Here is a 20,686-nt window from a genome sequence, read left to right as displayed (position 1 = left end):
TGCAGCCGACACGGCGGGGCTGTTTGTTGTCTGTTGTCTTGGTTTTGGCTTTCCTGCCAGTTACTTCATAGATTCCAGAATGGCGTCCGCCAGTGCTTCCAGCTCAGTGCGCTTGTCCGTGCCCATGGACGAGGCGAGGCTGAGCCGCTCGTTGAGCACCGTCATGTTCTTAAGCTCATCGTTGACAAATTTCTGCATGAGGTCACCGGACTTCACCGCCCATGAGCCGTTTTCAATGATGGCAAAGGTGCGGTTTTGCAGATTCAGTGCCTTCATATCCATGAGGAAGTCATGCATGGCGGGGTAGATGCCGAGATTGTAGGTCACAGAGGCCAGGACAATGTGACTGTACTTAAACGCCTCGGAAATCAGCTGGGAGACATGAGTGGAGGACACATCGTACATCGCCACCTTGCTCATGCCCTTATCGCAGAGCGACGCCGCCAGCGCCTGCGCCGCGTTCTCCGTGTTGCCGTACATGGAGGCGTAGACGATGAGCACGCCCTGGGTCTCAGGGGCATAGCGGCTCCATGTGTCGTACTTTTCGATGAACCAGCCCAGATCCTTGCGCCACACGGGGCCGTGGAGCGGGCAGATGTACTGGATCTGATCCAAAACGCCGCCGGCCTTTTTCAGCAGGAGCTGGATGTGGGGGCCGTACTTGCCCACGATGTTGGTGAGATAGCGGCGGGCGTCGTCCAGCCAGTCCCGCTCGAAGTCCACCTCGTCGGCGAACAGCTTACCGTCCAGCGCGCCGAAGGTGCCGAAGGCGTCGGCGGAAAAGAGGACGCCGTCGGTGACGTCGAGGGTCACCATGGCCTCCGGCCAGTGAACCATAGGCGCGCCCACAAAGGTGACGGTGTGCTTGCCAAAGGAGAAGGTGTCGCCCTCCTTCACCTCGATGCACTCATGTCCGTCCACATGGAAGCCGAACTGCCGCATGAGCATGAATGCCTTCTCGTTGGAGATCAGCTTCACCTTAGGATGGCGCAGCAGGATCTCCTCGATGCAGGCGGCGTGATCCGGCTCCAGATGGTTGACCAGCAGGTAGTCCAGCTCGCGGCCATCCAGCACATACGCCAGATTTTCCAAAAGCTGGCGGCAGGCAGACCAGTCCACCGTGTCAAAGAGCACCGTCTTTTCATCCAGCAGGCAGTAAGCGTTGTAGCTTACGCCCCGGGGAATGGGAAAGCAGTTTTCAAACAGGGCCAGGCGATGGTCGTTGGCGCCCACCCAGTAGAGGTCGTTTGTTACTTTACGCACGCAATACATCTTATCTTACCTCCTTCACGGCTCAAGCCTTTACAAATTGATCCTTCGTCTCCGCGCACTCCGGGCACACCCACTCGGCGGGAAGCTGCTCAAAGAGCGTACCCGGCGCGATCTCGCCGTCCTCGTCGCCCAACTCCGGCACATACTCGTAGCCGCAGCCGCTGCAGACGTAACGGTCGCCGATGGGGGCGGGCTTCGGCGGTGTGGGCCGCTTCATCTTTACCATAGGCGGCGCGGGCAGCTTTTCGCCGCTATCCAGCGCAGCAGTGAGCAGGGGCAGGATCTCCTCCACATCGCCCACGATGCCGTAGTCGCAGTTCTTGAAGATAGGCGCGTTACCGTTCTTATTGATGGCCACGATGGTGGAGGCGTCCTTGATGCCCTTAAGGTGCTGGGATGCGCCGGAGATGCCACAGGCGATGTACAGATTGCCGGTGAACTTCTGACCGGACATACCCACATAGCGGTTCAGCGGCAGATATTTGAGAGTCTCCGCCACAGGGCGGGAAGAACCGATGGCCGCGCCGGCAGCCTTGGCCAGCGACTCTACCAGTTTCATGTTCTTTTTCTCCCCGATGCCCTTGCCCGCGGAGACCACCCGCTCCGCCTGCGGGATGGGCGTATCCATAGGGATGCCCACGGAGAAGTCGTGACCATCCTTCTTCAGCGCCGCTACAAGGTCGGCCACCTGCTGGGCAGCATCCCCTTCCCGGAAGATGGTCTTTTTGCGAATGCCGGTGATGGGCGCGGGTTTCTTGGCCGCCGAACGGCTCTCGCCGCCGGAGCTCTTGCCCAGCCTGCCCACCAGATGAGAGGCGATGACCACCCGCTGGATCTCGTTAGTGCCCTCGTAGATGGTGGTGATCTTGGCGTCGCGGTAGGCCCGTTCCACCTCCATGCCCTTGAGGAAGCCACTGCCGCCGTGGATCTGCAAGGCATCGTTGGTGACCTCCAGCGCGATGTCCGAGGCGTACATCTTCGCCATGGCGGACTCCATGCCGTAAGGCGCGTGCTGCTCCTTCAGCTCCGCCGCGGAGTAGATGAGGAACCGGGCGCAGCGCAGCTTGGTGGCCATATCCGCCAGCTTGAAGGCGATGCTCTGCTGGGCCGCGATGGGCTTGCCGAACTGGACGCGCTCCTTGGAATAGCTCAACGCGTGCTCAAACGCGCCTTGGGCGATGCCCAGCGCCTGCGCGGCGATGCCGATGCGTCCGCCGTCCAGCGTGGACATGGCAATCTTGAAGCCCTCGCCCTCCTTGCCCAATAGGTTTTCCTTGGGAACCTTCACGTCGTTGAAGATCAGCTCCGCCGTGGAGGAGGAGCGAATGCCCATCTTGTCATAGTGGTCGCCGAACTCAAAGCCCTTCCAGCCCTTCTCCACGATGAAAGCGGAGATGCCCCGGGTGCCGATGTCCGGCGTGGTGACGGCGAAAACCACATAGGTGTCCGCCTTAGGGGCGTTGGTAATGAAGATCTTGCCGCCGTTGAGGAGGTAGTAGTCCCCCTTATCCAGCGCCGTGGTCTCCGTGCCGCCGGCGTCGGATCCGGCGTTGGACTCCGTGAGGCCGAAGGCGCCGATCTTCTCGCCCTTGGCCAGCGGAACCAGATATTTCTTCTTCTGCTCCTCGGTGCCATAGGCGAAAATGGGCCATGAGCCTAGGGAGACGTGGGCGGAGAGGATTACGCCCGCGCCGCCGTCCACACGGGCCAGCTCCTCCACCGCGATGGCGTAGCTCAGGGCATCAAGACCGGCACCGCCGTACTCCTTGGGGTAGGGAATGCCCATCCAGCCCAGCTTACCCAGCTTCTTGACAGCCTCCTCGGGAAACTCATTGTTCTGATCCATTAAAAATGCGAGGGGCTTGATCTCCTCCTCCGCAAAACTCCGGATCTTCGCGCGCAGCTCTTCGTGCGCCGCCGTGGTTTGAAACAGCATATGGGTACCTCCTCTTAAAATTTTACAGCTTGCTTGTATCTTGGGGATCGGATCCGCCGGTCAGCAGCCTGCGCAGGCTCACGGCACGGAAAGCCTCGTCCTGCTTTTGCTGCAAGGCCGCCAGCTGACAGTGGATGGCGCACCGCCCATGCTTGTCCTGCCAGCGGCATTCATATCCCGGCTCCATGCAGGCGCACAGGATGCCCCGCTCCCCCACGACCCCCATGAGATCGTAGAGGGAGGTCGCGTCCAGATCGCAGGACAGCGCGCAGCCGCCGAGGGCGCCGCGGCTCACCCGCACCAAATTGCCAGCGGAGAGCTTGCGCAGAATCTGGTAGGCAAACTGATTGGGGATCAATTCCGTTTCCGACATCTCGGCCACCGAATGCTTCTCCCCGTCCAGCAGCACCCGCAAAATGCGCAGTGCGTAGTCCGTCTCTTTGGTGATGATCATGCTCCACATCCTCTTTTCGCTTGCTTGTTAATGCCATTATATCAATCTTGATAAATTTTATCAAGATAATTTCCAAAAAAATATATCGTTTTAACACAGACCGCTCCAGCCCGGGTCAGCTTCGCTTTCCATTCAGCGAAAAGCCATGTTCCTTACAATATAGAAGCCGAAAAAGCTGTGCCGTGGCAGTCCGCCGAAAGCAGAAAAGACTATGCCTGAAAACCAGAAAGCGGAGAAATTGGTTGGGGGTCGCAGGGGTCGCCCACCCAAGGCGGATAAGGCGGTCCCTGGCAAGTCCAAGGCAAGCACCAAAGTGCGTGCTTTTCATTTTATATTCGACACATTATGTTATGATATGCAGTAAATGTTCCATCTTACCGTCCCATTCTCTGCTGGAATCGGCGCACTCTTTCAGTTCAGTTTCGACTTCAGCATTTATCGGCAAGTTTTTCTTATAGCGGATGGTATGCTCAAGGCTTGCCCAGAAGTCCATAGCGATTGTACGGAGTTGTATCTCCACCGGCACATGGATCACTTTTTCCGCAAAGAATACCGGCAGCCGGAGCGTCAGGTGCAGACTGCGATAGCCATTTGGCTTAGGGTGTGAAATATAATCTTTCTCTGTGATGATTTCAATGTCAGACTGTTTTTTTAAGCACTTTGCCAAAAAGAACACATCCTCCTCGAAAGAGCAGATCACCCGCACACCGGCAATATCCATGATATTTGTCTGCATGGTCGGAAAATCCAGAGGAAGTCCGCGTTTCTGCATCTTATTCATAATGCTGGACGGCGACTTCAAGCGGCTTTTTATACTTTCTATCGGATTGCGATCATGCTGCAATGAAAACTCTTCGTTTAGAATTTCCAACCTGCTTTCCAGTGCTTTCAGCGCACATCGGTATTGCAGCATGACTTCCTGATACCTGCGATTTTCGCTTAAAAGGCGCTGGCACTGCAAATCATCTAAGCCTTTATCTGCCGCAACCGTCAAGCCAAATAAATTCTCACTCATAGCTTCTCCATTCCGCAGGGATAGGCGCTCCGCGCTGTCTGCCGCTCTTGTATTACGACCTGATAAAAACTGTATCCGCCGGAGAGATGGGAACAGGTGAAACCGTACTGCGTCAAAAGTCGGCAGGCCAGATAACTGCGAAGCCCTGTCTGGCAATTCACATAAACAGGCTTACCCCGGTCTAACTCGTCCAAATGCTCCCGCAGATCGTCCAGTGGAATATTGCGGAATCCATTCAAGTGCCCACGCCGATATTCGCCTTCTGTACGGACATCCAGCAGTGTCGCATTGCCATCGCAAGGCAAGTCCTCAACCTCATTCCAATGGAACTGCCGTACCTTCCCGCTCTCCAAATCCTCGATCATAAAACCGGCCATATTGACCGGGTCTTTGGCAGAGGAATAGGGCGGCGCATAGGAAAGGTCAAGCTCCGTCAGTTCCAAGGCTGTCATTTTTGCGCGAATGGCCGTTGCCAGTACATCAATGCGCTTGTCCACGCCCTCGCCGCCAACGATCTGCGCACCCAGCAGCCGCAGGCTTTCTTTTTCATACATCACCTTCATTGCCATAGACTGTGCGCCGGGATAATAGATAGCGTGGGATGCCGGGAATAATACGACTTTGTCGTAAGCGATCCCTGCTGCCTGCGCTGCCTTCTCATTGATCCCCGTGGAGGCCGCTGTCAAGCCAAACAGTTTCAGAACAGACGAGCCCTGAGAGCCGTGAAAGCGGCTGTTTCCGCCGCAGATATTGTCAGCGGCAATGCGTCCCTGCTTGTTGGCAGGCCCCGCCAGCGAGATCAATGCTTTTTGGCCGGTCACGAAATGGGTGACCTCTACGGCATCGCCCACAGCGTAGATATCCGGCACGGAGGTTTCCATCCGCTCGTTGACAGCGATGCTGCCCCGGATGCCCAGCTCAAGTCCGGCCTCTTTTGCCAGATGGGTGTCCGGCGTGACGCCGATGGCCAGCAGCACCATGTCGGAGCGCAGCGGCTCACTTTCCTCCAGCAGCGTCAGCACGGAATCTCCGTCCTGTCGGAATCCGGTGACGGTTTCATCCAACCGCAGAGCCACACCGTGTCTGCGCATTTCCGCATGGACAAAGCTGGCCATATCCGCATCCAGCGGCGCTAATAGCTGCTTCAGACGCTGGACGATGGTAACCGAAACGCCCATCTCCACAAGGTTTTCCGCCATTTCCAGACCGATAAAGCCGCCGCCAGCCAAAACAGCGGTTTTCGGCTTCTGATCCTCTACAAAGCGTCGAATGCGGAGGGTGTCTTCCACGGTGCGCAGGGTAAAGACCCGCTCGCTGTCCACACCGGAAAGCGCAGGAATCGTCGGCTTTGCGCCGGGGGCAAGAAGCAGTTTGTCATAGGTTTCCGTGTAGACCTTCCCGCTGTCCAGTGCGTGGACGGTGACGGTTTTCTCTGCGGGATTGATCGCAGTTACTTCCTGCCGTACTCGCACATCAATGCGAAAGCGATCCCAAAAGCTCTCCGGAGTTTGCAGCGTCAATTCTTCCTGCTCCTTGATCACACCGCCCACATAATACGGCAGACCGCAGTTGGCATAGGACACATAGCCGCTGCGCTCGATCATGATGATCTGCGCGTGTTCATCCAAACGGCGGATGCGGGCGGCGGCAGAAGCACCGCCCGCCACACCGCCTACGATTACAACTTTCATCTTGCGCCCTCCACCATTGCGGCAATCTCCGACTTAGGCCGATAGCCCACCGATTTGGCAACGGCCTTTCCATCCTTGAATACGACCAGCATCGGGATACTGGACACCTGAAAACGCATTGCCAGCTCCATCTGCTCGTCCACATTGACCTTTCCCACCTTGAGCGCGCCGCTTTTTTCTTCGGCAAGCTCATGCAGTATGGGAGAGAGCATTTTGCACGGTCCGCACCAGTCGGCGTAGAAGTCCAGCAAAATGGGCTTGTCGGAACGCAGTACCTCATTTTCAAAATTCGCAGCAGTAATTTTCAGTTCAGCCATGAGTAAGGCTCCTTTCTGTTATCTTTGTTTATTCTTTGTTTTTCAGCTTGCAAATCCCCTGCGTCATGGTTCCCATGGGGCAGAAGGCACACCATGTACGGGGCTTGTAGAGCACCATGACGATGAGGCCGATGAGCAGCGAGGTCAGCATGAGGCTGTAAAAGCCGAAGCTGAATTGGGCTACCCAGTCTGTCACCGTTCCGGCAGTGTAGGCCCAGCCCCACGGCACACGGAAGGTCCAGAACAGCTTAATGGCCTCCCGCAGGGACGAAGTACCCGCAGCGACCAGATATGTCTGAAACACCATGTTGCCGAACATCGTCAGGAAAAAGATCAAAAAGCCATAACGGAACCACTTGGAGGACATCCAGCGGGGCGTGGGCTTGCAGCGGGAGCATTTAAGGTCTGTCCCCAGCTTGCTGAACAGTTGACCCCGTCCGCAGAGGTGGTTGCAAAAGTATTTGTTCCCACCAAAGATGGCTAAGAACAGCGGCAGAAGAAAATCGATCATGCCCAGCCACGCGAACAGGATATTGAAAAAGCCCAGTGCAAAATAGATAATTGCATATACCCACAGGTAATCGTACCAATGCTTTACTTTCATGCGTCAGCCCTCACTTTCACCTCAATGCAGCCGACGGGACAGATCTTTGCGCACTTGCCGCAGCCTACGCATCGTTCCGCCTCCACAGCGGCGTAGCAGCCGCGGCGCACCTTGACGGCCCCCAGTGGACAGGTATTTTCACACACGCCGCAGGCGACGCACCGCGTCTTATCTATGGCGGCCAGTTTCTTTGACAGCATAGCGTTCCTCCCTTAATCCTGCAAGGATTTGTAATAGAGCATACAGTGGCAGAATCCCTCGAAGCCCGGATCTGCAATTTGATCCTTAAACTCCTGGCACATACATTTGGTCGCCTCTGTGCTCTCCCTGCGGCAGGGGCAGTACCCGCCGGTGCGCTTGAGTCCTTCTCTGATGGTGCTGACAATCTCCTGATCGGAATTGAGCTTGATTTTCATGTTCGCCACCTCTTTCTTGTTGATTGATTGTTGCTTTATCATACCGCAGTACAAAGTATTTTTCTGTGACGAGGTTACGTTACGGCAAATTTTTATATAAGTGAGAAAGAGCCGTGAAGCGGTATCTTACATACTGCTTCACGGCTCTTTGTTTATAGGTTTTGTTGTGCTTCCTTACTCAGCCACAGAAAACTGGTCTTTGCCAACAAAACATAAGGGGCATTCAAAATCATCCGGAATATCTTCCCATTTTGTACCCGGTGCAATGCCGCCTTCCGGATAGCCATTTTCTTCGTCGTATTCCCAACCACACACATCGCATACATATTTCATAATGAAATTCTTCTTTCTTGTTTTTTATTTCGCACACAACATTAGCCCGACTTTATCGTCATCAGAAACAATAACGATTCCTATCTTACTCAAAGAATATCCACAGCTTCCGCTTGTTTTACTCTCTTTGTTTTCTTATTCCCTGAAATCATTTTATGACCCGTATATACTGCCATAACCATGCAGATCAAGGAACTAAGCGCAAGGTACTTATGCGTTGTTTTTGAGCCTTTATATCCAGTGCAAAAAGTTCCAAACATGGTAATTACCGCTCCGATTGACCAATATTTATGTGCTTTCATGACTTGTTTGCCTCCTGCCTGCAATACATGACATTCAGTTCTCTATGTTGGTTCTAAGATACCATGCGCAGAACGATCACGCTTTCCACAGACTGTGGAGGTTGCAGTAGGCGTAGACCGCCTCGACTTCGTCGCCCTCGCAGAGCGCAAAGCAGACCTCCGGCTTCTCGCCCGGGTGCAGTTCCTTGCGCTGGTTGCCCTGCTTGGTGTGGAGGGACACCCACTCGATGTAGTGCTCCGGCAGCATGGGATGCTCTACGGAGCCGACCTTGACATGAACGATGCCGTTTTCCACAGTCCAGACAGGGACGTGCTTCTCCACGGCGGCGTCGGTGGTACCGGGGATGATCTCGCTCATCGGCTCACCGCAACAGATGACGGGAACGCCCGTGTCCTTGACCTTGGCAATGATGTTGCCGCAATGCTTGCAAATGTAAAACTTCTGCTCCATGATTCGTTCTCCTTTTCTCTTTAATAGTTTTCTGCGTGAATTTCAAAGTAGCTCTGGGGATGGTTGCAGGTCGGGCAGACCTCCGGTGCTTTCTCACCGATCACGATATGCCCGCAGTTGCGGCACTCCCATACCTTGACCTCACTCTTGGCGAAGACCTCCGCCATCTCCACATTGTGCAGCAGGGCACGGTAGCGCTCCTCATGATGCTTTTCAATGGCGGCTACCAGGCGGAAACGCTGGGCCAGCTCATGGAAACCCTCCTCGTCGGCGGTTTTGGCAAAGCCGTCGTACATATCCGTCCACTCGTAGTTCTCGCCCTCAGCGGCGGAGAGAAGGTTTTCGGCGGTGTCGCCAATGCCGTTCAGCTCTTTGAACCACAGCTTGGCGTGTTCCTTCTCATTATCAGCGGTTTTGAGGAACAGCGCCGCGATCTGCTCGTAGCCTTCCTTCTTGGCCTTGGATGCAAAATAGGTGTATTTGTTGCGCGCCTCGGACTCACCGGCAAAGGCAGCCATCAGGTTTTTTTCGGTTTGAGTTCCTGCGTATTTCGTTTCTTTCATGGTGGATACTCCTTCCTGTTTTTCTGCTTTTATTGTAGCAAATCTATGATTTTCTTCTGTAACGAAGTCACATTTCTTTTTATTTTAGACGATTTAGTCTGTTCTTATCCCGCAGCGTGATTGCACCACGCTTCAGCTCCACCAGCCCGTCCTCCGAGAAGCTTTTGAGCATCCGTGCCACTGCCTCCCGTGCCGAGCTGATGTGCTGGGCGATCTGCTCATGGGTCATGCGTATCGTGTCGGAGCCGGTACGTTCCGCTTCGGCAAAGAGAAATTCTGCCAGCCGCTGATCCAATCCCTTGAACATAATCTGCTGCATCGCCCACATCACATCAGAAAACCGTTTCGTTGCCAGTTCATAGAGAAAACAGCGGACATGGAGATTTTTCTCCTTGAGTGCAGCAATGACATTTGCAGAGATAATCAGAATGTCCGTATCCATTCCGGCAGTCATTTGCGTATCAAAGGTGATCTGACTGATCACGCAGGAGGCGGAAAGCACGCATAGTTCGCCCGGATACAGGCGGAACAGAGTTACCTCCCGCCCCTCATCAGAGAGAAGATAGGTGCGGATCTCGCCGGAAAGAATAAACAGCATTCCGAGACATTCATTGTCGCTGCTGTGAACGAACGCACCCTTTTTATAATGACGGACAAAGGCACTTCGGCGTAGTGTGTCCATTTCGCGTTCGGTCAAGGATGACCAGAACGGAAGTTGTGTCAGTGTGCGTTCCATATCAATGGCAGCTATGCTTGCCGCAGCCGTGGTCACCGCAGGAGTGACCAGCCTCGCCGTGTTCATGGTCATGGTGGTCACAGTGAACATTGGGATCGTAGCCCAAACTTCCGTTGAGCAATGCGCTCACCGCCGCGTCAGCGTCCCCGCTGACACCGCCGTAGAGCTTGATGCCCGCTTCGGCGAGTGCTGCCTGCGCACCGCCGCCGATGCCTCCGCAAATCAAAGCGTCCACGCCGTTCTGCATCAGAAAGCCTGCCAGTGCGCCGTGACCGCTGCCGTTGGTATCAACGACTTCCGCATGGACGATTTTGCCGTTCACAGATTCATAAAGCTTGAACTGCTCGGTGTGACCGAAATGCTGAAAGATCTGACCGTTGTCATAGGTAACTGCAATTTTCATAATGGAATCTCCTTTGCAAGTTTTGCCTGATTTTTCCATGTTGGCTCTCTGCATCCGGCAGCAACGGCCGCAGTGAGCTGCCTCCTGTCCTCCGCAGATGCGGTAGTTTCCCCCGGTGATGTGCAGCGGTTTCCCGTGGACAAGACACGCTACGATCTTGCTCCGTGCGCTTTCGTAAATCTCCTGCACAGTAGAGCGGGAAAGCTCCATTTGAGCGGCACACTGCTCGTGGGTTTGCTGCTCCAAGTCAACCAGCCGAATGACCTCGTATTCGTCCAGCGTCAGCAGGATCGGCTCGGTATTCTCGCACCCGTTAGGACAGAATGTATCGACCTGTGGTACGCCACAAATTCGACGGCACCGTGGCGGTCTTGGCATGGGAGCTTTCCTCCCTTTGTATTCGGTATATTCCGATTATAGCACTTTGAGCAGAAAAAGCAATTTTTCAAAAGCTGCTACATTTTCCGTCCTCATATGTGTGCTGGCTGATATTCGGTGTCGAAGACTACGTGTGAGCCATGTTCGTATTGTCAGATTATCTACATTTGACAGAACTTCGCAGGGTATCCTCTTCCGAATAGTTCGCATTGATGTCCATCGGGTTGATATACTGCGCGCTGGAAGGGCTGATTTTAATGACCTGCCCCTCAAATTTCTTCACCAGTGCCGTGTACTCGGCTTCCGGATCGCACACAATTACATCGTCATCCGTCACCAGAAACGCATTGGCGATTTCTCGCTTGGCAGAGAAGGATTTACCGGAACCGGGAGTACCCAGAATCAGCCCGTTGGGGTTTTTGAGCTTTTTCCGGTCAACCATAATCAGGTTGTTGGACAGAGCATTCAGCCCATAGTACAGAGCCTCTTTCCCGGTCTGAAACAGTTCCTGGGTGGTAAACGGAACGAAAATTGCCGTGCTGCTGGTAGTCATGCTGCGCTGAATCTCAATCAGGTTCTGTGCCAGCGGCAGACAGCTCATCAGCCCCTGCTCCTGCTGAAAGCCCAGACGGCGCAGGTTGCAGTTGTACTTCTGCGCGATACTGGAAGCTTGAAACACATTGGTTTCCAGCTCCTGCTCCGTCTCGCCGGTATTCATCACCAGAAAGGTCAGCAGGAACATACGCTAATTCTGGCTCTGCAATTCCTTCAGCAGTGCCTTTGCGTCCCTGCCGTAAGTTGCCAAATCTGACGGAATGATGTCCATATCGTATCCGGAACGGACAGCTTTCTTCTGTTCCTCAATCTTGGAACGATCCAGCTCCGTAATGGTGTGCTTGATGGATTTGATTGCTTTGTTCTGGTCTACCGACTGAATGTGCATGGTCACAATCTGGCTGGATTCCATATCCAGAAAGTCCTTCAGCAGCTGATCCGACAGGTCGGAAGCCGTAATCTGGAGATAGGACATGGAACCATACATCCCACCCATCTGAAAAACACGGTTCTTCGGAAAGGCAAACCCGGTCGGGGCAATAAAGTCCTTTACCGACAGCCCGCTCTCCGGCAGCCACTTCCAATCGAAATTGAATCGGTCATGGTCACCCATGTGGAACATATCGTGCATCAGATGAAGCCGTTCCTTACCGTTCAGCAATTTTGCCCGGACACCCAAGCGTTTGAAGTTGTTCATCAGGTCGATCTCAATGTGATTGAGCCTCGGCTTTGCCTGTTTCATGGATTCTGCTTCAATGCCAAACGTCAGGTACTTCGTCTTGGTCAGGCCGTTGTTGCCCTGGGCAAGCTGGCGGCGCAGCATGGTGCTGTACTCCGTGCGCACCGGATTGAAATGATCCTTCTGGTACGGGATGCGCACCATCTTCTCAAAATTCGAGGCATCCGTAGCCATATTCATAAAAGAAAGCTCAAAGCGGATACTCAGAGAGCCGTTCCACCCGCATCTGATAATCTCCTGGGAACTCCTGCCGGAGCTTGCCGTATTCCGTGTCAGAGAGAAGGACATTTTCGTATGAGCCATACCGGTGCTGGATTTCCTTCTTCTCTCTTTTATTGATTGTTTCAGTACTTGTTCTATTAGTACTTAATTGCGCGGGATTTTCCGTAACCGGTGTGTCCGTATCCGGATTTACCGTATACGGCTTTTCCGTACACGGCTTTTTCCTTGGCATCTCATAGATCACATACTCCGCTCTGCCCATCCGACCGTTACTCTCACGCTGCTGGTTCCTTTCCAGATATCCAAGACGTTCCAGTTCTTTCAGAGCTGTAAGCACCCCATCTACGCCATCCGGTGTAATCGAAGATAATCCCCGTACCGAATAGTTCCATGTGTCCGGTAAACTAAGCAGCATAGAGAGAAGTCCTTTTCCTTTCAGGCTGAGACCCTGATCCCGCAGGTGGTAATTGCACATCGTTGTGTAATTGCTGTTTTTCTCAACCCTGAATACCGGCATGGTGCTCACCATCCTTTTTCGCAGGCTCCGTTTTTTTCTTCGGACATTTGCGCGGACGATCTTCGCTGTCCTCCCGTCGATGGTATTTGCCGGTATCCTGCATCATGCGTTCAAACGCCTGAAGGCGTCCCTCTGTAAAAAGCGTCATTCGATCACACCCCATTTCTTAAACAACTTGAAGAGATGATTCTTTCCCTTGCAGGTCACTCTCGTCTGCTGCACCAGTTTTCCGCTTCTGCCGTAGCAATCCCGGACAATAAAATAGCCCCTTGCAGATTTGTCTGCAAAAGGCATCAGCCAGCCGCTTGGACTGCGGTACAGATAGCGATGATCCAGTAAGAGAGCTACTGCCGTCTTCTCCGGGATTCCGATTTCCTTACAGAAATTCCGGATGCAGGTACAATCCTCCGAATTCACAAAGGTGTCGAAGTAGTCTGCCTTGGGCTGTGCCGCATCCAGCTGTTTGCGGATACCCTCAAGCTGCTCTCTCGGCCACAAGCTCCTTCGCCAGGGTGTAGATGACCTCCGGATGCTGAATCACCTGATCCAAAATAGAATCGCTCATATACACACCATGCTTTCGGATGGACGGGAGAACTTCATCAAACACCCAGTGTTCAAACCGTTCTGCCGATGGCAGCTTGCTGTGAACGATCAGCCGATAAACATCACCTTCCGTGATAAAGGAGATTTCAACGACCTGCTCTCCAGCATCTCCATACTGATTCACCTTCTGAACGACCCCCTCGCGTTTCGTTAGGGGGCCTCTACAATGGCGTTTCACTGCGGCGTAGGGATTCACATATCCCAACGCTTTCGCCACGTCGCTTGCACAGAAGAAGGTCTTGCCTGCCTCCTGTAACAACCGGATCGAACCAAACTCCTGGTTCTCAAACACCTCCATCATCTGCCTCGACTGTCCGCCATGACTGCCCACATCGGTGTCATGGGTCTTCTGATTGAAATCCGTCATACCTGTTACCTCCTACTCAAATTTGTCTCGCCGGATTTCGGGCGAAAAAAATAAAGCCTCGACCCATTCTCGTTTTCAAAGAATGAGCCAAGGCTCTATGTAACAGGACACCTGATATCATTTTTTTGCAGATTTCGTCAGAACTCGCCAAACGAATCCGACACCATTTTTCATTCCGTTTCAGCCGGATTTTTCCCGAAAATCTGTCAAGGATATGGGGCGAATTTCCCCTCCAAAATGGCCTTCTGTAAACCCATTTTCCCACCCATTAGGCTCAAAAATAGACCGTAAACCCATGGTAAACCCATCAAAATGGGCTAATTTGAAGTCAAATTTCCTCAAATTTCACCATCGGAATCAGGTAATTTCAGGCATAGAAAAAGCCCGGAAAATGGCGTATTTCCGGGCTTTTTTAGCATTATTAAGCTGTAGATTATCGCTTGCTGAACTGCGGAGCGCGACGAGCTGCTTTGAGACCGTATTTCTTACGCTCTTTCATTCTCGGGTCACGAGTTAAGAAGCCAGCTTTCTTCAGTACCGGACGGTAATCAGCGTCTGCCTGAAGAAGTGCTCTGGAGATACCGTGTCTTACAGCACCTGCCTGGCCTGTAAAACCACCACCACGTACGTTTACAAGTACATCGAACTTATCAACAGTCTCGGTTGCTACGAGCGGCTGACGTACAACTACTTTCAGGGTCTCAAGACCAAAGTACTCGTCGATGTCTCTTTTATTGATTGTAATCTTGCCGGTTCCCGGTACAAGGTATACTCTAGCGATAGATTTTTTTCTTCTGCCTGTTCCGTAAAATTTGTTAGCCATTATTGTTTCCTCCTTCCAGTGCCTTTAATTAAAACTTGATTTCTAAAACTTCCGGCTTCTGAGCTGCCTGCTCGTGCTCCGGACCTGCGTATACATGAAGTTTCGTAATCATGCTTCTTCCTAAAGGTCCCTTTGGAAGCATACCCTTAACTGCTAACTCAACAACCTTCTCCGGCTTCTTAGCCATCATTTCACGAAGGGTTGTCTCTCTCATACCACCTACATAATCAGAGTGATTGTAGTAGATCTTCTGATCCAGTTTCTTACCAGTTACTTTGATCTTCTCTGCGTTTACTACGATTACGTAATCGCCGCAATCCATGTGCGGGGTGAAGATCGGTTTGTTCTTACCTCTTAATACTTTTGCTACCTCAGATGCAAGACGACCTAATGTATATCCTGTAGCGTCAACTACATACCATTTTCTCTCGATTGTTGCTGGACTAGCCATAAAACTCTTCATTGGTTGACCTCCTGTTTTACTTCATATAATTGAGATTAACTATATCATGAAATGCCTGCTCCGGGGCTTTGGTGCCGACATCTTCCTGACTCATGTCATACTGATTTATTATATTACACCGTCCCGGACGTGTCAAGCGGTTTTTCCTTGAAAATACAAGGTTTTTTCAACGATTTTCTCAAGGAATTTACAAGGTAAGTGCGTTTCATCCCATGCGCATGATATACGCACGGGATACACATGAAAAAGGAAGACTTCCTCCTCTCAGATTCCATCTTCCTTTTTCGCCGCTTTTTAGGTTGGTAATGAACTTTTTCTCTTTTCTCAAGAGAATTTATTTGAAGGAGACTGGGAAATCTCCGTCAAACCTTATTTTTCGATAAAACCGTTCCTGCAATGGAAGAACCGATTCTGCCTATTTCTGCTTCTTCGCTTCCAGATAATCATTCAGCTCCGTATTCAGGACATTGGTGATAAACATATGTCCCGGTGCGTGGGTAATAACTAACGGAAGTTTTGCATTTTCAATCGCTGCCTGCGGGGTAACGCCGCAAGCCCAGAATACCGGGATCTCACCCTCGCGGATCTCGACCGGATCGCCATAGTCTGGTTTGGAAATATCCTTGATACCGATCGCTGCCGGATCGCCGATCTGGACCGGACCGCCGTGTACGTTTGGATAACGGTCTGTGATCTCTTTGGCTTTCTGTGCGTTTTCCGGTGTCATCGGACGCATGCTGACAACCATCGGTCCCTTGAACACGCCGGCGCTCTCGCACTGAATGTTGGTCTTGTACATGGAAACATTGCAGCCCTGCGCGATATGGCGCACTTCAATGCCGGCTTTCATAAGCGCCTCCTCAAAGGAGAAGCTGCAGCCAATCAGGAATGCAACCGAATCTTCTTTCCAATAAGAAGAAACATCTGTCACCTCATCGACTTTCACGCCGTCACGATAAATGAAATATTTCGGGATGTCCGTCACGATGCTCGCGCCTTCGCCCATATCGTGGATATCCGGTGTGCCCTCTACGACTTCCAGGATTGGGCACGGTTTCGGGTTCTTTCTTGCAAATTCTTTAAAATCATCGGCGTACTTCTTCGGCAGGATAACCAGATTTGCCTGTGCATATCCGGCACACATGCCAGCCGTCGGGCGGGTAATCTCGCCAGTCCGAATCAGTTTCCATACTTCCGGTGGTGTCATTTTGCTGTAATCTGCCATATACGTTCCCTCCATATCTTTCAATGCATCTGAATTTTATCTGAATCTCTCAGTCTCTTCCTCTAATTCAACCATATATTCAGTTCCATCGATCACAACCCGGTAGGTTCCAATCGGATTCCAGTATTTCTTCGACTCACATCCAACCGCTACCTGAATCACTGCATCGAGTTCTCCGCACGGTTCCGGTACTTTTGCCAGTTCTTCTTTGAGTGCTTTGAGTTTTTCCACCTGCTCAATGTAAAGCTTCTGCGCTTCCTCAACCGTTACTTTCTGGAAATGTACTTTATAGCCCGGTCTGGACTGTGCAACCAGCGGAAGGTCCACAGAGATAACGCCAGCAATCTTCGTATAACCGCCGGTGGTCTGATGATCCGCCATCATGATAATCGGCTGTCCGTGGGACGGCACCTGAATCGCACCAAAGGCGATACCGTCTGTGATAATATCGCCGCCATTTTTATGCTCGATGGCCTCGCCCTCGAGACGGCAGCCCATACGGTCGGACTCATTCGTAAATGCATATGTGCTGCTTAAGAAAGTCTCAACACCTTTCTCGGTAAAGCAGTCATCCTGCGGTCCCATGACAACGCGGATGGTTTTCTCCGTCTGGGAGAAGTCCTCCGGCGTCACTTTTCTCTTTCTCATATTTGGAAGGGTCGTCTTCGGAGCGGCAAAACCAATCTCGTCTCCGCCGCCGATCTTTCTTCCCTGATAACCGCCTACTTTCAGCTTTAAGTTGGTGGATTTGCTGCCCATCTGTACCGGGATATCCAGCCCGCCTGCCACTGCAATGTACACGCGGCTTCCGCTTGTCATACCGGCAAAGTTCATGGAATCGCCCTTATGTACTAAAACTGCCTGATACATCGGAAGATCTTTTCCATTTACCTTCGGAACCAGATTGCCGCCGGTTACTGCGATAATATTATCTTCTGTAAATTCCATCATCGGTCCCATCAGGGTTACTTCCAGAACCGCCTCGTTTTCATCATTTCCCACTAAAATATTCGCGATCGCTGCGGAACGCTGATCCATAACGCCTGATACAGACATACCAGACTCCTGATAGCCGGTGCGTCCCATGTCCTGTACGGTTGTGAGGAATCCGCCGCTTGCAAACTTAATGCCCATCTTTATACCTCCTTATCGTACACAACGTATTTGTAGGTTCCATCTTCGACTTCTTTTTCGATCTTTTTATACTCTTCCTCGGTTACTGCAGCAAACTTGATATATTGTCCCGCTTCCAGAAGCACTGGTTTCTCGCGGTCTGCATCATAGAGTTTTAACGGAGTCCGTCCAATTAACTGCCAGCCGCCCGGAGATGCTACCGGGTAGATACCGGTCTGCTCACCGGCGATACCGACGGAGCCGCCCTCAATCTTCACTCTCGGGCTCTTCAGACGTGGGGTTGCGATCTCTTTGCTCATGCCGCCCAGATATGGGAATCCAGCAATGAATCCAATCATGTAGATTAGATATTCTTCAGATGTATGAATCTTGATAACCTCTTCCACGGTCTTGTGATTGTGCTCCGCAACATTTTCAATATCCGGACCCATCTCTCCGCCGTAGAGAACCGGAATTTCGATAACGGTTGGCGGCGGGATCGGAATGCTGGATAAGGAACCCATCAATTTATCAAATTTTTCTGTGAGTGCCTTGAATCCGATCACTTCCGGATGATAATGTACTAATAAGGAACGGTATGTCGGAACCGTCTCCACAATTCCCGGTATATCGCTTTTTTCAACCGCAATCTTGAATGCGCGGATTTTCTTGTTGATCTCCGGGCTGATTTCATTGCCAAACTCAACGCACACAGCGCTGTCGCCCGCTACAAGGTATCTTACCTCGCTCATATATACCTCCTGTCAGATAAACGAAGCCCCCGCCTGCCTGTTCTGCTTTTCTTCGAAAAACCTAAAAACTGCTTCCGACCCAACAAGCCAGTTACAGGGAAACGCCCGGCAGACCTGCTGCCATAAGCCAGCCATCTGCGTGCTCATCCAGCCAGTCCGCCGGGCGCCTGTCCGTTTAATCGTTTTTTATTATTTTACCACATTTTTTGCATTTTTTCATTCATTAACCAAAGATAGTAAGAATCTTCGGCAGAGCCTTGATTCCTGAGTAACCGGTCAGAAGAACAACGCATACACCAAGTACGATGAGTACGGTCGGATGTTTGTAATTTTCACCGACGATATCTTTTCTGCGGCTTGCCAGAAGAATGACAAGCAGTGTAATCGGAAGAATCAGTCCGTTTACGGAACCAGCCAGAACCAGAAGAGTTGCCGGCTGTCCAAGTAATGTCATGATAACGGTCGATACAGCGATGAAGCCGATAACGAACCATTTCTCATTCTCCATGATGAACGGATGCAGGGTCTTTAAGAAGGATACAGATGTATACGCTGCACCGATGATGGAGGTGATAGCTGCAAACAGGATAACCAGACCGAAGATCTTATAACCGATGATGCCTGCGCCTGCCTTAAAAGCTGCTGCTGGCGGGCTTGCTACCCATGCTTCGCTTCCAACTACTTCCGGAGTTGCTGTAACAACGCCTAAAACTGCGAGGAACAGTAAAATTCTCATAACTCCCGATACGCTGATGCCCATTAATACGGAGCGGCGAACATGCGGAAGATCCTTGGTTCCGGAGAAACCTGCATCCAGAAGACGATGTGCACCGGAGAATGTGATGTAACCGCCGCAGCTTCCGCCAAGCAGGGTAATAATCGGGAATACCAGGTTCGGGAATTCGTTCAGATGTCCAACACTGCCGATTGCCTCGACAACCGGAGGTTTTGAACGGAATGCTACATAAAGTACGGTAACAATCATGATGCTTCCTAAGTATTTGGTCAGCTTATCCATGAAGTTTTTCGCATCCTTGGATAAGAAGATCAGGATACCGATGACACCGGCTACAACGGTTCCGACTTTCAGTGGGAAACCGAATACGATATTAAAACCGGTTGCGGCGCCGCCGACGTTACCGATATTGAATACCAGACCGCCGAGAGACACAAGGAACGCAATGAAATATCCGAGTCCCGGAACAACTTTATTTGCGATATCCTGTCCACGCATACCGGACACACCGATGATGGACCAGATATTTAACTGGGTTGTAACATCCAGAAGAATGGTGCAGATGATTGCCAGTGCGAAAATAGAGCCATACTGACCGGTAAAGGTTGCGGTCTGCGTCAGGAAACCAGGTCCGATCGCAGACGTTGCCATCAGGAACGCGGCGCCAATCAGGGCTGTCGTGTTCGCATTACTTTTTTTCTTTTCTCCCATATTTTTCTTCTCCTTATATACGTATTAGCGGAACAGATTTTTAATCTCCACTCCCTCGGCTACCAGGGTCTCACGAATGTTCTTTACGAACTCCAGTGCTTTTGGGTTGTCTCCGTGTACACAGATGGAATCTGCCTTGATGGAAATGTCGTTTCCGTTGATGCTCTCAACTTTTCCTTCTTTTACCATTCTTACGACACGTTTGATTGCCAGGTCTTTATCTTTGATGACTGCTCCCGGAAGTTTTCTGGAAACCAGGGTTCCGTCATCGTTGTATGCACGGTCTGCGAACACCTCGCTCGCTGCCTGTAAACCAACCTCCTCAGCCGCCTTGATCATCTGGGATCCTGCCAGACCCATGAAGATGATATCTTTATCTACTTCATAGACTGCTTCGCACATTGCTCTCGCCAGCTTCTCATCAACAGCTGCCATGTTGTAGAATGCGCCGTGCGGTTTTACGTGCTGGATTTTTACGCCCTGGCTCTTAGTAAATGCGCTCAATGCGCCGAGCTGGTATTTCAGATATGCTTTCGCTTCTTCCGGAGTTACCACCATGTTTCTTCGACCGAAGCCCATCAGATCCGGAAATCCCGGATGTGCTCCTACTGCGGTTCCGTATTTCTTTGCCAGTGCGATGGTCTTATCCATAACCATCGGATCACCTGCATGCCATCCACAGGCTACGTTGGCGGAAGACACGTACTGAAGAATTTCTTCATCCATACCAATCGTATAGTTACCGAAGCTCTCACCTAAATCACTGTTTAAATCGACATAAAACATGGTTCATTCCTCCCTTTCTTAGCTCACACATCTCATTTTTGCGGCTTAGCGTTTCTTCTGTCTGTTTTCAACAACCATCGGAAACTATTTTTAAGATGAGATGTTTTTTGTATGTTCCCCTTGTTTTTTTGCTTCTAATGATATTTTATCTGACTTTTATGTATTTTTCAATCATAATTTTAATATTTTTTAAAATAATT

General features: G+C 51.6%; 26 protein-coding genes and 1 pseudogene. All 27 read right to left on the bottom strand.

Annotated elements, in window-relative coordinates; genetic code table 11:
* Positions 1-60: 60 nt before the first annotated feature.
* On the bottom strand, positions 61-1,272 hold the full coding sequence (locus DXD12_RS06120) for an FprA family A-type flavoprotein (RefSeq protein ID WP_107000753.1): 1,212 nt from the start codon (positions 1,270-1,272) through the stop codon (positions 61-63).
* Between the two features lie 22 nt (positions 1,273-1,294).
* Positions 1,295-3,208, bottom strand: coding sequence for an acyl-CoA dehydrogenase family protein (locus tag DXD12_RS06115; RefSeq protein WP_107000754.1), 1,914 nt, complete (start codon positions 3,206-3,208; stop codon positions 1,295-1,297).
* A 22-nt stretch (positions 3,209-3,230) separates the two neighbouring features.
* A complete protein-coding gene (locus DXD12_RS06110; RefSeq protein ID WP_015553424.1) occupies positions 3,231-3,662 on the bottom strand; it encodes an Rrf2 family transcriptional regulator in 432 nt (143 codons plus the stop codon).
* 343 nt (positions 3,663-4,005) lie between these two features.
* Positions 4,006-4,677: a GTP pyrophosphokinase family protein gene (locus tag DXD12_RS06105; RefSeq protein ID WP_107000755.1), complete on the bottom strand. Its 672-nt coding sequence runs from the start codon at positions 4,675-4,677 to the stop codon at positions 4,006-4,008.
* Positions 4,674-6,368 carry an FAD-dependent oxidoreductase gene (locus DXD12_RS06100; protein WP_107000756.1) on the bottom strand — a complete coding sequence of 565 codons (1,695 nt, stop codon included), beginning with the start codon at positions 6,366-6,368 and terminating at the stop codon, positions 4,674-4,676. The genes DXD12_RS06105 and DXD12_RS06100 overlap by 4 nt, the downstream gene beginning before the upstream one ends.
* A complete protein-coding gene (gene trxA / locus DXD12_RS06095; RefSeq protein WP_107000757.1) occupies positions 6,365-6,685 on the bottom strand; it encodes a thioredoxin in 321 nt (106 codons plus the stop codon). The genes DXD12_RS06100 and trxA overlap by 4 nt, the downstream gene beginning before the upstream one ends.
* Before the next feature lie 28 nt (positions 6,686-6,713).
* Positions 6,714-7,289 (bottom strand): 4Fe-4S binding protein, encoded by a 576-nt coding sequence (locus tag DXD12_RS06090; RefSeq protein ID WP_117796821.1) that lies wholly within the window; start codon positions 7,287-7,289, stop codon positions 6,714-6,716.
* Positions 7,286-7,489: a 4Fe-4S binding protein gene (locus DXD12_RS06085; protein WP_107000759.1), complete on the bottom strand. Its 204-nt coding sequence runs from the start codon at positions 7,487-7,489 to the stop codon at positions 7,286-7,288. The genes DXD12_RS06090 and DXD12_RS06085 overlap by 4 nt, the downstream gene beginning before the upstream one ends.
* A 12-nt stretch (positions 7,490-7,501) precedes the next feature.
* Positions 7,502-7,747: a ferredoxin-thioredoxin reductase catalytic domain-containing protein gene (locus DXD12_RS06080; protein WP_118637957.1), complete on the bottom strand. Its 246-nt coding sequence runs from the start codon at positions 7,745-7,747 to the stop codon at positions 7,502-7,504.
* A gap of 132 nt (positions 7,748-7,879) precedes the next feature.
* Positions 7,880-8,038 carry a rubredoxin gene (locus DXD12_RS06075; protein ID WP_107000760.1) on the bottom strand — a complete coding sequence of 53 codons (159 nt, stop codon included), beginning with the start codon at positions 8,036-8,038 and terminating at the stop codon, positions 7,880-7,882.
* Positions 8,039-8,127: 89 nt separating this feature from the next.
* The gene (locus tag DXD12_RS06070) at positions 8,128-8,340 is read right to left on the bottom strand and encodes a DUF6219 family protein (protein ID WP_107000761.1); all 213 of its coding nucleotides are present in this window, start codon (positions 8,338-8,340) and stop codon (positions 8,128-8,130) included.
* A gap of 76 nt (positions 8,341-8,416) precedes the next feature.
* On the bottom strand, positions 8,417-8,791 hold the full coding sequence (locus DXD12_RS06065; protein WP_033120174.1) for a desulfoferrodoxin family protein: 375 nt from the start codon (positions 8,789-8,791) through the stop codon (positions 8,417-8,419).
* 20 nt (positions 8,792-8,811) lie between these two features.
* Complete coding sequence (gene rbr / locus DXD12_RS06060) at positions 8,812-9,354, bottom strand: rubrerythrin (RefSeq protein ID WP_107000763.1); 543 nt, start codon at positions 9,352-9,354, stop codon at positions 8,812-8,814.
* Positions 9,355-9,433: 79 nt separating this feature from the next.
* Complete coding sequence (locus tag DXD12_RS06055; protein WP_107000764.1) at positions 9,434-10,090, bottom strand: Crp/Fnr family transcriptional regulator; 657 nt, start codon at positions 10,088-10,090, stop codon at positions 9,434-9,436.
* A gap of 1 nt (position 10,091) precedes the next feature.
* Positions 10,092-10,871, bottom strand: coding sequence for a DUF134 domain-containing protein (locus DXD12_RS06050; RefSeq protein WP_118637784.1), 780 nt, complete (start codon positions 10,869-10,871; stop codon positions 10,092-10,094).
* Positions 10,872-11,058: 187 nt separating this feature from the next.
* Positions 11,059-12,369: pseudogene (locus tag DXD12_RS06045) on the bottom strand (DUF87 domain-containing protein); the annotation flags it as partial.
* On the bottom strand, positions 12,356-12,862 hold the full coding sequence (locus DXD12_RS06040; RefSeq protein WP_227589453.1) for a helix-turn-helix domain-containing protein: 507 nt from the start codon (positions 12,860-12,862) through the stop codon (positions 12,356-12,358). The gene DXD12_RS06040 and the pseudogene DXD12_RS06045, both read right to left, overlap by 14 nt.
* Before the next feature lie 22 nt (positions 12,863-12,884).
* Positions 12,885-13,052, bottom strand: a complete 168-nt coding sequence (locus DXD12_RS15260; RefSeq protein ID WP_002576412.1) for a hypothetical protein — start codon at positions 13,050-13,052, stop codon at positions 12,885-12,887.
* Positions 13,049-13,402 (bottom strand): phage antirepressor KilAC domain-containing protein, encoded by a 354-nt coding sequence (locus tag DXD12_RS15595; protein ID WP_243017745.1) that lies wholly within the window; start codon positions 13,400-13,402, stop codon positions 13,049-13,051. Before DXD12_RS15595 ends, DXD12_RS15260 begins: the two co-directional genes overlap by 4 nt.
* Positions 13,380-13,877 (bottom strand): BRO family protein, encoded by a 498-nt coding sequence (locus DXD12_RS15590; protein WP_243017746.1) that lies wholly within the window; start codon positions 13,875-13,877, stop codon positions 13,380-13,382. The genes DXD12_RS15595 and DXD12_RS15590 overlap by 23 nt, the downstream gene beginning before the upstream one ends.
* Positions 13,878-14,310: 433 nt before the next feature.
* Positions 14,311-14,700, bottom strand: coding sequence for a 30S ribosomal protein S9 (rpsI, locus tag DXD12_RS06030; RefSeq protein WP_022358510.1), 390 nt, complete (start codon positions 14,698-14,700; stop codon positions 14,311-14,313).
* 28 nt (positions 14,701-14,728) lie between these two features.
* A complete protein-coding gene (gene rplM, locus DXD12_RS06025) occupies positions 14,729-15,163 on the bottom strand; it encodes a 50S ribosomal protein L13 (RefSeq protein WP_022358509.1) in 435 nt (144 codons plus the stop codon).
* Between the two features lie 415 nt (positions 15,164-15,578).
* Complete coding sequence (locus tag DXD12_RS06020) at positions 15,579-16,388, bottom strand: putative hydro-lyase (protein ID WP_022358508.1); 810 nt, start codon at positions 16,386-16,388, stop codon at positions 15,579-15,581.
* 36 nt (positions 16,389-16,424) lie between these two features.
* Positions 16,425-17,522 carry a biotin-dependent carboxyltransferase family protein gene (locus tag DXD12_RS06015; RefSeq protein WP_118637782.1) on the bottom strand — a complete coding sequence of 366 codons (1,098 nt, stop codon included), beginning with the start codon at positions 17,520-17,522 and terminating at the stop codon, positions 16,425-16,427.
* 2 nt (positions 17,523-17,524) lie between these two features.
* Positions 17,525-18,253: a 5-oxoprolinase subunit PxpB gene (gene pxpB / locus DXD12_RS06010; RefSeq protein ID WP_022358506.1), complete on the bottom strand. Its 729-nt coding sequence runs from the start codon at positions 18,251-18,253 to the stop codon at positions 17,525-17,527.
* Positions 18,254-18,476: 223 nt separating this feature from the next.
* Positions 18,477-19,700 (bottom strand): NRAMP family divalent metal transporter, encoded by a 1,224-nt coding sequence (locus DXD12_RS06005; RefSeq protein ID WP_117796818.1) that lies wholly within the window; start codon positions 19,698-19,700, stop codon positions 18,477-18,479.
* A gap of 24 nt (positions 19,701-19,724) precedes the next feature.
* Positions 19,725-20,486: a 5-oxoprolinase subunit PxpA gene (locus DXD12_RS06000; RefSeq protein ID WP_022358636.1), complete on the bottom strand. Its 762-nt coding sequence runs from the start codon at positions 20,484-20,486 to the stop codon at positions 19,725-19,727.
* Positions 20,487-20,686: the final 200 nt, after the last annotated feature.

It is taken from the genome of Clostridium sp. TF11-13AC, from assembly GCF_003481065.1.
Taxonomy (GTDB): Bacteria; Bacillota; Clostridia; order Lachnospirales; family Lachnospiraceae; genus Otoolea; species Otoolea fessa.
This window is presented reverse-complemented; position numbering and strand designations above follow the sequence as displayed.

Bases quoted from the DNA above. Each gene is read 5' to 3' on its own strand.
- DXD12_RS06110 (WP_015553424.1), bottom strand. From the start codon at position 3,662: ATGATCATCACCAAAGAGACGGACTACGCACTGCGCATTTTGCGGGTG.
- DXD12_RS15260 (WP_002576412.1), bottom strand. From the start codon at position 13,052: ATGACGCTTTTTACAGAGGGACGCCTTCAGGCGTTTGAACGCATGATG.
- rplM (WP_022358509.1), bottom strand. From the start codon at position 15,163: ATGAAGAGTTTTATGGCTAGTCCAGCAACAATCGAGAGAAAATGGTAT.
- DXD12_RS06120 (WP_107000753.1), bottom strand. From the start codon at position 1,272: ATGTATTGCGTGCGTAAAGTAACAAACGACCTCTACTGGGTGGGCGCC.
- DXD12_RS06015 (WP_118637782.1), bottom strand. From the start codon at position 17,522: ATGGGCATTAAGTTTGCAAGCGGCGGATTCCTCACAACCGTACAGGAC.
- DXD12_RS06090 (WP_117796821.1), bottom strand. From the start codon at position 7,289: ATGAAAGTAAAGCATTGGTACGATTACCTGTGGGTATATGCAATTATC.
- DXD12_RS06050 (WP_118637784.1), bottom strand. From the start codon at position 10,871: ATGCCAAGACCGCCACGGTGCCGTCGAATTTGTGGCGTACCACAGGTC.
- DXD12_RS06070 (WP_107000761.1), bottom strand. From the start codon at position 8,340: ATGAAAGCACATAAATATTGGTCAATCGGAGCGGTAATTACCATGTTT.
- DXD12_RS06075 (WP_107000760.1), bottom strand. From the start codon at position 8,038: ATGAAATATGTATGCGATGTGTGTGGTTGGGAATACGACGAAGAAAAT.
- DXD12_RS06100 (WP_107000756.1), bottom strand. From the start codon at position 6,368: ATGAAAGTTGTAATCGTAGGCGGTGTGGCGGGCGGTGCTTCTGCCGCC.
- DXD12_RS06000 (WP_022358636.1), bottom strand. From the start codon at position 20,486: ATGTTTTATGTCGATTTAAACAGTGATTTAGGTGAGAGCTTCGGTAAC.
- DXD12_RS06115 (WP_107000754.1), bottom strand. From the start codon at position 3,208: ATGCTGTTTCAAACCACGGCGGCGCACGAAGAGCTGCGCGCGAAGATC.
- trxA (WP_107000757.1), bottom strand. From the start codon at position 6,685: ATGGCTGAACTGAAAATTACTGCTGCGAATTTTGAAAATGAGGTACTG.
- rpsI (WP_022358510.1), bottom strand. From the start codon at position 14,700: ATGGCTAACAAATTTTACGGAACAGGCAGAAGAAAAAAATCTATCGCT.
- rbr (WP_107000763.1), bottom strand. From the start codon at position 9,354: ATGAAAGAAACGAAATACGCAGGAACTCAAACCGAAAAAAACCTGATG.
- DXD12_RS06055 (WP_107000764.1), bottom strand. From the start codon at position 10,090: ATGGAACGCACACTGACACAACTTCCGTTCTGGTCATCCTTGACCGAA.
- pxpB (WP_022358506.1), bottom strand. From the start codon at position 18,253: ATGAGCGAGGTAAGATACCTTGTAGCGGGCGACAGCGCTGTGTGCGTT.
- DXD12_RS06080 (WP_118637957.1), bottom strand. From the start codon at position 7,747: ATGATAAAGCAACAATCAATCAACAAGAAAGAGGTGGCGAACATGAAA.
- DXD12_RS15590 (WP_243017746.1), bottom strand. From the start codon at position 13,877: ATGACGGATTTCAATCAGAAGACCCATGACACCGATGTGGGCAGTCAT.
- DXD12_RS06040 (WP_227589453.1), bottom strand. From the start codon at position 12,862: ATGTGCAATTACCACCTGCGGGATCAGGGTCTCAGCCTGAAAGGAAAA.
- DXD12_RS06005 (WP_117796818.1), bottom strand. From the start codon at position 19,700: ATGGGAGAAAAGAAAAAAAGTAATGCGAACACGACAGCCCTGATTGGC.
- DXD12_RS06085 (WP_107000759.1), bottom strand. From the start codon at position 7,489: ATGCTGTCAAAGAAACTGGCCGCCATAGATAAGACGCGGTGCGTCGCC.
- DXD12_RS06020 (WP_022358508.1), bottom strand. From the start codon at position 16,388: ATGGCAGATTACAGCAAAATGACACCACCGGAAGTATGGAAACTGATT.
- DXD12_RS06065 (WP_033120174.1), bottom strand. From the start codon at position 8,791: ATGGAGCAGAAGTTTTACATTTGCAAGCATTGCGGCAACATCATTGCC.
- DXD12_RS06105 (WP_107000755.1), bottom strand. From the start codon at position 4,677: ATGAGTGAGAATTTATTTGGCTTGACGGTTGCGGCAGATAAAGGCTTA.